Raw genomic sequence first — 11,223 nt, 5'->3', positions numbered from 1 at the left:
ATTCGTGTCATTAATATTAAAAAAGGATGCTGATCATAGATGCTATATCAATGCTGAAATAGTTATTGATCCGACCACCTGTAAATCCTGTAATACTGGCAAGCTGATTAAAAATGGCAGCAAAACAACACTTTATCGTGACATTCCATTACATGGGTTGTTTGTTGGTATTTATCTTAAGCGTAGACGCTATAAATGCAAAGACTGTGGTGCTACCTTATATCAGCACTCGTGTGAGATGCACGAAAAAGCATTGATGACAAATCGATTGCACGAGTATATTTATAAAAATGCGTTCAATAAGACTTTCCAATCTGTTGCGGATGAAATTGGTCTAGATGAGAAAACGGTAAGAAGAATATTTAAAGAATCATTAACGCCAGAAATAAATAGCTACAAACCAATTACACCAACAATACTTGGTATTGATGAGGCACATCTGATTGGAAAAGCTCGATGTGTGATTACAAACGTTAAAGAAAAATGCCTTATTGATATGCTTGTTGATCGCAATAAAGTGGCACTGTCAAAATACATTAGTAACTTACCTGATAGACATAAAATCTCTGTCGTCTCAATTGATATGTGGCGCCCTTACCATAGTGTTGTGAAAGCGCTTTTACCACACGCTGTTGTTGTCATTGATAAATTTCATGTCGTCAAATTAGCACAAGAGGCGCTTGAAAAAGCAAGAAAATCAATTAAGTCTGCCTTATCACACAAAGAGAGAAAACAATTAAAGAATGATCGTTATTTATTATTGAAGCACCAACGTGATTTATCTGAGATGGAAAAAATTATATTATATGACTGGTTTGGTAAATTCCCTCAATTAGAACAGGTTTATGTTCTAAAAGAAGCTTTCTTTTGTATTTTTGAGTTATCAGATAGAAAAAAAGCATTAGCAGCGTATGACACTTGGCTCACTCTTATTGATGATAACGTTAAAGTATTTTATGAGTCAGTGGCAAAAACCGTGAGCAACTGGAAGGATGAAATCTTTAATTACTTTGACTATCAATATACTAATGCCTGTACTGAGGCGATCAATGGTTTGATTAAATTGATCAATAAAAATGGGCGTGGATATTCATTTGATGTTCTAAGAGCAAAAGGAATACTTAGCTTACAGTCACGGAAATACAAAGAACGAAAGACATTTAAAAGATACACTCAGTTTGAGCAAAAATCTCAAGATGTTTAAGAAAATGATCAACAATATTTTGGACAGGATATATCAACCTTATATGCCGCATACAAAAATCATTTGATGAAATCAACTACTTAAGCCGAATAGCCAATTTTCCCACAAGTTAAAAAGGTGTAGTTTACTCTTTTAGAGTGGTTTCTGACACATTAGATGATTCATTGTTTCTTGGTCTATTTGCTATAGTTTGCTTTTCCTCTTTAGGAACATAACTATCTCCCCAGTCACCTGGTTCTCTGACTTCACGACGCGCCATTAAGTCATCTACTTGCATTGAATCAATCGTTTCATATTTCATCAACGCCTCTGCCATAGCATGGAGAATGTCAACGTTCTCACGTAGGATTTTTTCTGCCCTTGCATAATTTTCATCAATCAAGCGACGTACTTCCTCGTCAATATCTAACGCGGTTTTATCTGAGAAATGTTTAGGGCTTTTACTCATACTTTGCCCTAAAAATGGTTGCTGATCATCCTCGTCAAACAAGATTGGTCCCATCTTGTTTGATAACCCCCATTTTGTAACCATGCTTCTAGCAATATTAGTTGCAACTTGAATATCATTTGAAGCTCCAGTTGTCACCTTGTCATAGCCAAAAATAAGCTCTTCTGCAATCCGCCCACCAAAGATGCTCGATAATCGACTAAGTAGTTGTTCACGCGATTGACTGACTTGATCACCATCTGGTAAATACATTGTAACGCCTAATGCGCGTCCTCTAGGGATAATGCTCACTTTATACACAGGATCATGATCTGGCACCAAACGACCAACAATAGCGTGTCCTGCTTCATGATACGCAGTTAAGCGTTTTTGCTCATCACTCATTGCCATAGAACGGCGTTCTGCTCCCATTAAGATTTTGTCTTTCGCCTTTTCAAACTCCTCCATTCCAACAATTTCTTTGTTGGAACGTGCAGCAAAAAGAGCAGCTTCATTGACCAAGTTAGCAAGCTCAGCCCCTGAGAAACCAGGTGTGCCGCGCGCAATCCAATCAACACGCACTTCCTCACCAACTGCTACTTTACGCATATGTACTTTAAGAATCTGCTCACGACCTTTGACACTTGGTAAACCAACCGTTACTTGTCTGTCAAAACGACCAGGACGCAATAACGCAGGATCTAAAACATCAGGACGGTTAGTTGCAGCAATGACAATCACACCTTCATTATCGGCAAAACCGTCCATTTCAACGAGCATTTGGTTTAACGTTTGTTCACGCTCATCGTGTCCACCTCCTAGACCTGCGCCACGATGACGTCCAACAGCATCAATTTCATCAATAAAAATAATACAAGGTGCACGTCTTTTTGCTTGTTCAAACATGTCTCGAACTCGAGATGCGCCAACCCCAACAAACATTTCAACGAAATCGGAACCTGAAATTGAGAAAAACGGAACTTTAGCTTCACCTGCAATCGCACGCGCTAATAGCGTTTTACCTGTACCAGGAGGTCCCACCATTAATACACCTTTAGGAATTTTACCGCCAATTTTTTCGTATTTAGCCGGATTTTTTAAGAAATCCACAATTTCACTGACCTCTTCTTTTGCTTCATCGACACCAGCGACATCAGCAAGTGTAACCTTAATTTGGTCTTCACCTAAAAGCTTGGCCTTACTCTTACCAAATGAAAAAGCTCCACTTTTGCCACCGCCTGCACGCATCATCAGAAAAATAAAGAAACCAGCAATCAATAAAAGTGGTAGCCAATTAAATAAAAATGCCAATAGTAAACTTGGTTTCTCAGGCGCTTTGGCTGAAACCTCCGTATTCTTACTCAGCATTTGATCAACAATGCTTTGATCAAGTAATGGAGCATAAGTTGTAAACTTTTCTCCTGTATCCGTCGTACCGATAAAAGTACGTCCATCAACCATGACTGATTGAATGCTGCCACTATTAAGTTGTTGAATAAAGCTTGAGTACTTCATCGCTGTTGATGAATCTGTCTTAGTACTCATATTGCTAAAAATAAACACTAATCCAATGGCAATAAGCCCCCAGAACAGTGCATTTCGCAAAAATTCATTTTTCTTCATGCAAGTGTAATCCCTATTGATTTAGTCTGTTTTAACCTTTGTAATCTGACCACTTAGGTAGTTCTGACTGCATATTATAATATATCACCCACCTTGTCGCGATGACTTCACAACAAAAATTTGCAATCTCTCTTAATGCCTCAAACCATAGCATATAAAAACTGAACTCTACAATTATAATTCAGCAGATTTACCGAATTGGCATATCACTACACCGAAACAGCTCTAAATCATGCTCCTTAGTCGCCAACTGCTTGGAGGCATCTCTTAATGCGGTGCGCACACCTTCTTCAATAACAGGATGATAAAATGGCATCGTCAAAACTTCATCAACTGTCATCTGATTGGCAATCGCCCATGCCAACAGATGTGCCAAATGCTCTCCTTCAGGAGCTTGTAGTTCTACACCTAACAACTTACCATCTGATTTTCTGGCATAAAGATGCAATAGACCCTGTTCTTTTGATTTAACGATACTGCGCCCTTGCCCTTCAAAGCTAACTTTACCTATGACAAAATCTATATCACTACTGATGATTTCTTGGTAACGCATGCCGACTGTTGCAATATTAGGATCGCTGAATGTAATTGCTAAAGCTACGCGTTTTGTAAAACATTGACTATCTGCACGCACAGCGTTAAAGCCTGCGATCCTACCTTGGTCTGCTGCTTCATGTAATAGCGGACGCTGAGCATTACCATCACCAACTAAATAAATATGTGGTTGCTGCTGTAGTTGATAGGTTGTTTCGCTATAGCGTGGAATGCCTTTATCTAATGACAAGCCCAATACCTCAAGCTTAAGCTGGCTTAAGTTAGGAGTGCGTCCCATTGCTAGTAATGCCTTATCAAATAATTTAATTTTGCCTTCTATTTCAACTTGCAGCTTATCATTGTGATCAATCCCAAGCAGGTTGGCGCCATTAAAAGAAATATTGAGCTGTTCTACATATTTAGATGCCACATATTCCTGAATGACAGGATCACTTAAACCACCTATACTTTTACCTAATCCAACCAACGTCACATCAATACCTAACTTAGCTAAAGCCTGTCCTAATTCAATACCAATAATCCCTAGTCCAATAACCACCATCCTTTCGGGTAAATCTTCAAGTTCGAAAAACTGGTTAGTATCAATAATATGACGGTTAAAAACTTGCCATGATTTTGGTATAATTGGCTTTGATCCCGTTGCTACAATAATTTTTTCTGCTCTTATTTTCAGACCGCTTTCTGTTTGCAAAGTATGGGAATCAACAAAATGTACATATTCATTGATGAGTTTCTCTTGTTGCCATCCTTGCATATCAGTTATAACACCTCGAACAAACCTATCTCTTAATTTACGTACAAATTGCATTACCTGATGATGATCTACTTGTAAATACTCTGCCCCGTAGATTCCCTCACTGGTAAACACTTTCCGACGATCAAAGTCATTTGCCGCTTGAATCAGTACTTTCGATGGCATACAGCCAACACGTGCGCAAGTAGTACCCATATAACCCCCATCAATTACAACATAATCATCCGTTACTTGTGCAACTTGAGCTCTGGCTGAAAGTCCTGCAGTCCCTGCACCAACTATTGCCACTTTTACATTTTTCATGATCTTAACCTTTAATAAACAGTTCTTAATTTGTCACTGATAGTATCAAACCCATAGAACAAATTAAAATATATTATTATTTAATAATTAATATAAAATGCTTATTAACAACTTCTTAATTTTAGAGAACTGATATATCTTGTGATTCTCAAGATTGATCAATGCATGCTAACGCTATTGCTTACAATATTTATCAAAGTCAAATTTATTCACTTCCAAGCCTTTGTTAAAAGCCGAAATTAGCTTAACCGATAAAAAATTACTTTTTCCTGCGATCAAATAATGCGTTTGCATATCAGCAGCAAATGCTTTTGCAAAAAGCATATTTGCAGATTTATCAACGTTTTTCATGTTCTTCATAGCATCATCACCTGCATAAACCGCTATGACTTGCTTGTTTTTTAATTGATTAAAACAATCTTGCATCGTTGGTGTCGTAATACGCATAGCTTTGTTTGCTTCAAACATGCTTTTCATCTGACCATAGGCACCATAACCTTGTGGAATACAAACCTTTTGACCATTAAGCTTGGTAAAGTCAATTAACTTATCTTTTTGTTCAGTTAACGCCCAAATATAGGCTTGCTTAGTATATAAAATATCACTGTACAAATAATCCTTGGCACGCTCTTTTGTGTAACTCCATGGAAACGAAACAACAGCAGATTTTGTATAATTTAAACTTTTTAATGCCACGCTCCATGGTAACCAGCGTATCTCTCCAAGCTCAATACCTTGACTCTTAAATACTTTTGTCACAAAACGTGTCAAGCAACCATTATCTGTTTGCCCCTTATCAATGTAGGGGTAGTAATAATCACCCAAAGCATAATCCACACTGATTTTATTATTTTCTTTTGCATATAGAAGTGTGCTCGTTAGTGTCAATAAAACAAGGGTTGTAGCAATTTTCATAAACAAACTCCATATTTGCATTTTTTACAAAGCTCTTAAAAAATATACGAAACCCCAAACCGAAAACTATTTAATGAGAGTACTTTCGAACTTGAGAATAAATGATCGTATTCTAAATTTAAACCAATTCCATTGGTAAACAAATAACCCACTTCCGCACCAAATCGAGGGGCAACTGTATTCCGTATGCTATTACTTGCTGCTCCAGCTGGGGTAGATTGACTATTTTTGACGTATGCTATACCTGCTTTACCTGTAACGCTAAACCCAGATTGGAACAAATATTTTGCTCTTAGCATTGTATTTATATTCCAGCTCTTATAGTTAACAGAATCTTTTGACACTTTACCATCATAGTTAAAGCCAAATTCAAATCCAGCCAAAAATCCTTTCAAGAAATGCCAATCATAACCTGCCTTCATACCACCGGCAGCTGATATGCCTTTACCATCTATATTTGATGCTCCAACAGTTGCTCCAACGAAGAAACCAGCATACTCATAAGGCAAAATTCTAGGTGAAGGTGGCACAACCGCATAATTAAACTGCTCGGGGAAAGTCAAATCATAAATAAGCTTTTTTGTTTTAGGATTATAAATTTTAATATGACTAGAAGGCTGATTGATTACAACGTATCCTTGTTGCCACAAAATGATCGGTGTATTAGCATCACCTAGTTGATCTACTAAAATAATTGGCATGTTATCATTTGTTACGGTTGGAGGAAAACGAATATATGTCTTCTCATTATCAACAAAAGCAAGGAAAGGCTTATAGGTTGAATCCGATGAAATCGTGTTTACTTGAAAGTTAAACTTAGCTGAGGGCAGTGATACTTCACCTGCAAATACAACAGCTGCACTCATAACAACAAACGTCGATAAAATAACGGTTTTTTTCCACATAAATCTTAAACGTATAATACCAAGCAGTCTCGCAAGTATAGACATAATGCTTTCAAGTTAAAATAAAACTCTGCCAGATTTTACAATGATTATGGATAATTATTTTTTATGGTTTGCAACCTATTGACCTCATGCTTTTTTTTATTACCATTCGATAGTGAGAAAGGGAGATGACCTTTCTTCATTGGTTTAATTTAGTTCAGAAAGGAAAAGCAACATGAAAAGGACAATATACAGCGTCGCAGTATTAATTACATTTAGCACTATTCATTATGCCTATGCGGGGATAGACCACACAGGAATGGTTAACGATAATAGCGATTATCCTGCCTCATATCTTCGAAATCAAAATGCATACCGTCTTCATCAAAATCAAACAGTAACTGGTTACATCAACGATTTCAGAAATATCAATTTTATGGAGTACTACATCAAATTATATCCAGATGCTCTTGAGCCTTTTGCGGTCTTTCACGGTGTAACTTCAGAGCAGGCTAAAGAAGCAGGTCAATATGATTTTGATTTTGGTTCGGTGAAAGGGAATAATTCTCTAATGAGCTTGGATGAATTTAAGGAATTGGTGAAAGAACAAATTTCTACAGATCATCCAGGTTTTTCTCGCTTAATGGCAATGTCACAGGAGGAGTTTCTTAAAAAAGCCGAAATAGCAGATTATATTTTAAATCTTCCAAGCAATAGTGACAGTAATAAGGATAATGTACTGGGAAAGTCTCATAGGACTATTTCTAATCCTTTTAATGAAAATTCTACATGCTAGAAAGTATGCCCAACCTTTTGCGTACTACCCCTACTTATGTTGTGATACATCCCTGGGATATACTTGGAGTAATTGCCTCAATCATCACTAAGAAATCAGCTAACTCATCATTACATGGGTGAAGGTAACGTTATCCTTCTCTAATCAAAATAACTAATTTTACAACAGGCTTTCATACTGAAAACTTATTTACTCTTATAAACTACCTTAATCAAGCTTAAACAGTACAAAGCTGACAAACCAACAATGACATAAACTATTTTTTGCCCTACTGCTGAATTACTAAAAATAGTTGCAATAATATTAAAGTTAAATACCGCAAAAGTGAACCAATTAAAGCCACCAATAATCGTAAGTAACATCAAAACTGTATTTATAAAACGCATACTTTCTCCTTGAGTACTTCTGTTTACAAAAGCTAAATCCAAAACCACTTTGGTTCAAAATTCTAAAGTACCTCTACTCATAAATTCAATTTATTTTTTATATTTTTATAATATTAAGTTCCCGTAAGATGCATTGAATCTAATACTCAAATCAACTATATCTAAAACATTTCAAGGCTTTTGTGCATTATGCAACGCATATAACTAATGATTTACTTAGTAAGTCGTGCAAACAAATCATGTTGATTGGCTTGTATAATCTCAACATTCACAAACAAACCCTTAGAAAGCTGTTTGTTACTGATATTGTCAATAATCACAACGCCATCGACCTCTGGTGCATCATATTGCGTGCGTGCAAGTGCAATACCTTCATCATGACGGATTTCATCAATAATAACTTTTTGTACACTACCAATATGACGTTTAAGACGTTTGGCACTTATTTTAGATTGCACCAACATAAAACGCTCTAAACGCGCTTGCTTTATTTCTTCTGCAACTAGACCTGGTAAATCGTTTGCTTGAGCACCTTCAACCTCCGAATAGCTAAAGCAACCTACGCGATCAAGCTCTGCTTCTTCCAGGAAAGCTAAAAGTTCTTCAAATTCTTGCTCAGTTTCTCCAGGAAAACCAACAATAAAAGTACTACGAATTGTAAGATCAGGACACATTTCACGCCAACGCTTAATGGTAGCAAGTGTATTGGTTGCATTGGCTGGACGCTTCATAAGCTTTAGAATACGTGCTGAGGCATGTTGAAAGGGAATGTCTAAATATGGTGCAATCTTACCTTCTGCCATTAAAGGGATAACTTTATCGACATGAGGATAAGGGTAAACGTAATGCATCCGCACCCATACCCCTAGCGTTGATAGTGCTTGCGCTAAATCAACAAAACGACTTTGATACACTTCATCGTTCCACTTTGCTTGTTCATATTTAATATCCACCCCATAAGCACTGGTATCTTGAGAGATAATTAACAATTCCTTAACACCTGCATTGACTAGGCGTTTTGCTTCCATCATCACATCATCAATCCTACGTGACTTTAGCTTACCACGAATATCTGGAATAATGCAGAAAGTACAACTATTGTTACAACCCTCTGATATCTTTAAATATGCATAATGACGTGGTGTAAGCTTAATCCCCTGTGCTGGCACAAGAGAGGTAAAGGCATGATGTTCAATTGGCAAATGCTTATGCACTGCTTTTATCAAGTTTTCATAATCTTGTGGACCTGAAACACCCAATACATCAGGATATCTTTCTAAAATCATCTCGGACTTTTTGCCAAGACACCCTGTAACCAGCACTTTGCCATTTTCATCCAAAGCCTCTTTAATTGCATCAAGTGATTCCTCAATTGCTGAGTTCAAAAAGCCACATGTATTGACAACAACTAAGTCTGCGTTGGCATAGTCAGCTGCGATTTCATAACCATCTGTTTTAAGCTTGGTAATAATACGTTCAGAATCAACTAAATTTTTAGGGCAGCCTAAGCTCAAAAAACCTACTTTTGGCATATGTAATTGCATATTTAACCTTCTTTAAAAAAATGAGGCGTACAAATAAATGACACCTCGTTTAAGAACTATCTGCGATATTGTAACTGGAATGGATTTTGATCAAAACAAATATTTTTAAAAGAATTACAATTCAGCTCAACAACAAGTACTTTTTCACCAATTTCGACACTGTCAACAACTTGACCTCTATCATCTATAATCGCAGAATTACCATGCGAAAGCATATTTGCATCTTCATGAAAACCACTTTGATTAGCTGCTAAAATCATCGTACTGTTTTCCAATGCACGGGTTTTCAATAACATAGTCCAAGCGTGTACACCCAAATCACTACCCATCGCCGCACTTAATACAAATACATCAGCGCCTTGCCTCTTGAAGTAACGAAAAATTTCTGGACAAAATATGTCATACGTTGTGCTAAGTCCAATGTTCGCAAACGGTGTTTGAACAATTTTGACAAACTCTCCATACTCTTGGTTTTGCAACAACATATGCGTCCATTGAAACACAGCAGGTAACGTAGGTGGTAATTGGTAATATACTTCTATTAAATTTCCCAAGTCATTGTAAACGACCGTAGCCAAATAATATTTTAACTTACTATATTCAGATACGATGGGAATCCCACTGGCAATAATCCAAACGTCATTCTCGCGACTTAATTTTTGAATATAATCCTGTATTCTTCCTTCACCTAAAACCTCCTTATTGATGTCATAATCAGTTGCGTTAACAGAAAAAAGAGTACATCTATCAGGAAAAATAATAAGCTTAGCACCTGCACTTGCTGCACGCTCAACCATGCGCTTCAACGTCAATAAATTAATACCCACTGCCAGACAAGAGCTCATTTGAATTACTGCTGCTTTGACCATAGCATCCTCACTTTATTATCCTTGACTGGTTTGAGTATATAACGTACTCAAATAACAATAAAGAGCGTTCTCCTCACTTATATGCTATTTTAACAGGATATAAGTTTTGTTTAAGAATCTCTGAAAGCTCTATAATATCGGTTGATGAGAAAAGATAAGGCACATAAATTACTTTCGGTGAATCATCAATGAAAAAATATATACTATTTAAGGCGTTGTTAACTTTTATGTACTTGACTAAAAGCAGGTATGGCTATAGTTTTAATGATCTCACCATTTTCAGTTACTATCTGGAGCCTAGCAGGAATAATCTTGTTCATATGAGCATGGTCTCTATAAAACTCCTAAAAATAAACAAAAAATTGACACATTTTACAATAGTCCGATAGCTATAAATCTGCTAATCTGACTGTCGTAGAATTTGATAACAATTTGGAGTTAATCATTCATGAGTCGTTTTGATAATATCAACATGGATAATCTATGGAATGAAGAGCAGGATAATTTCAGCAATGAGCAGTACTATTCGCTTTTGATTGAGCAATATAAGATCTATGTTGAAATGGCAGATCGTGCGAGCTTTCGCCGTATTTCAATTAATCTATTCTTCTTGATTACTAACATCGCTATTGTTGGAATCATGGCACTTGGCATTAGTCGATCAAGCGCTGAGTTGTCGCTTGGGCTATTGGTTTTACCACTATTAGGCTTACTTGCTATTTGCTACTGCTGGTGGCGTGTAGTGCGTTTTTATCGCCATACAGTCAATATTAAAGAACAAGTGATTGGCGCACTTGAGAAGCGTCTGCCATCTAGTCCTATCTTTTCAGCAGAGAGGGTTACTGCTATGCAAAAAGGTTCATTTACACCACTTAAGCGCATTGAAACTTATATGCCTTTTGTTTTTATCTTGCTTTATATTGGTATTTACATTTATCTAGTAGTCGCTTGGAGTTAAAA

At 36.7% G+C, this 11,223-nt stretch carries 10 protein-coding genes; 3 read left to right on the top strand and 7 right to left on the bottom strand.

The window, feature by feature from the left end; translation table 11 throughout:
• The first annotated feature begins 4 nt into the window (after positions 1-4).
• A complete protein-coding gene (locus M1V25_RS01340; RefSeq protein ID WP_498842218.1) occupies positions 5-1,204 on the top strand; it encodes an ISL3 family transposase in 1,200 nt (399 codons plus the stop codon).
• A 124-nt stretch (positions 1,205-1,328) separates the two neighbouring features.
• Here M1V25_RS01340 and ftsH read toward each other — a convergent pair whose 3' ends face one another.
• From ftsH to M1V25_RS01320, 4 genes are all read right to left on the bottom strand, one after another.
• The gene (gene ftsH, locus M1V25_RS01335; RefSeq protein WP_498842217.1) at positions 1,329-3,254 is read right to left on the bottom strand and encodes an ATP-dependent zinc metalloprotease FtsH; all 1,926 of its coding nucleotides are present in this window, start codon (positions 3,252-3,254) and stop codon (positions 1,329-1,331) included.
• 190 nt (positions 3,255-3,444) lie between these two features.
• On the bottom strand, positions 3,445-4,866 hold the full coding sequence (locus M1V25_RS01330) for a dihydrolipoyl dehydrogenase (protein WP_498842216.1): 1,422 nt from the start codon (positions 4,864-4,866) through the stop codon (positions 3,445-3,447).
• 174 nt (positions 4,867-5,040) lie between these two features.
• Entirely contained in the window at positions 5,041-5,781 is a 741-nt protein-coding gene (locus M1V25_RS01325; protein WP_157966547.1) for a substrate-binding periplasmic protein, read from the bottom strand.
• Positions 5,782-5,816: 35 nt separating this feature from the next.
• Complete coding sequence (locus tag M1V25_RS01320; protein ID WP_116963248.1) at positions 5,817-6,731, bottom strand: outer membrane protein; 915 nt, start codon at positions 6,729-6,731, stop codon at positions 5,817-5,819.
• 172 nt (positions 6,732-6,903) lie between these two features.
• Here M1V25_RS01320 and M1V25_RS01315 point away from each other — a divergent pair, with 172 nt between their 5' ends.
• Positions 6,904-7,464, top strand: coding sequence for a hypothetical protein (locus M1V25_RS01315; protein WP_498842215.1), 561 nt, complete (start codon positions 6,904-6,906; stop codon positions 7,462-7,464).
• 185 nt (positions 7,465-7,649) lie between these two features.
• On the opposite strand, the gene M1V25_RS01310 is transcribed toward M1V25_RS01315, so the two are convergent.
• The 3 genes from M1V25_RS01310 to M1V25_RS01300 all read right to left on the bottom strand — a co-directional run bounded on the left by M1V25_RS01310 (position 7,650) and on the right by M1V25_RS01300 (position 10,263).
• The gene (locus M1V25_RS01310; protein WP_116963246.1) at positions 7,650-7,850 is read right to left on the bottom strand and encodes a DUF378 domain-containing protein; all 201 of its coding nucleotides are present in this window, start codon (positions 7,848-7,850) and stop codon (positions 7,650-7,652) included.
• 212 nt (positions 7,851-8,062) lie between these two features.
• Positions 8,063-9,394 (bottom strand): 30S ribosomal protein S12 methylthiotransferase RimO, encoded by a 1,332-nt coding sequence (gene rimO / locus M1V25_RS01305; protein ID WP_498842214.1) that lies wholly within the window; start codon positions 9,392-9,394, stop codon positions 8,063-8,065.
• A 56-nt stretch (positions 9,395-9,450) separates the two neighbouring features.
• Positions 9,451-10,263 (bottom strand): nitrilase-related carbon-nitrogen hydrolase, encoded by an 813-nt coding sequence (locus M1V25_RS01300; RefSeq protein ID WP_498842213.1) that lies wholly within the window; start codon positions 10,261-10,263, stop codon positions 9,451-9,453.
• A 448-nt stretch (positions 10,264-10,711) separates the two neighbouring features.
• Here M1V25_RS01300 and M1V25_RS01295 point away from each other — a divergent pair, with 448 nt between their 5' ends.
• A complete protein-coding gene (locus tag M1V25_RS01295) occupies positions 10,712-11,221 on the top strand; it encodes a RipA family octameric membrane protein (protein WP_116963243.1) in 510 nt (169 codons plus the stop codon).
• Positions 11,222-11,223 lie beyond the last annotated feature (2 nt).

It is taken from the genome of Candidatus Nebulibacter yamunensis (genome assembly GCF_024208055.1).
Lineage (GTDB): Bacteria > Pseudomonadota > Gammaproteobacteria > Francisellales > Francisellaceae > Caedibacter > Caedibacter lacustris.
Note: the sequence above shows the minus strand (reverse complement) of the source record. Positions and strands in the feature narration are given on the sequence as shown.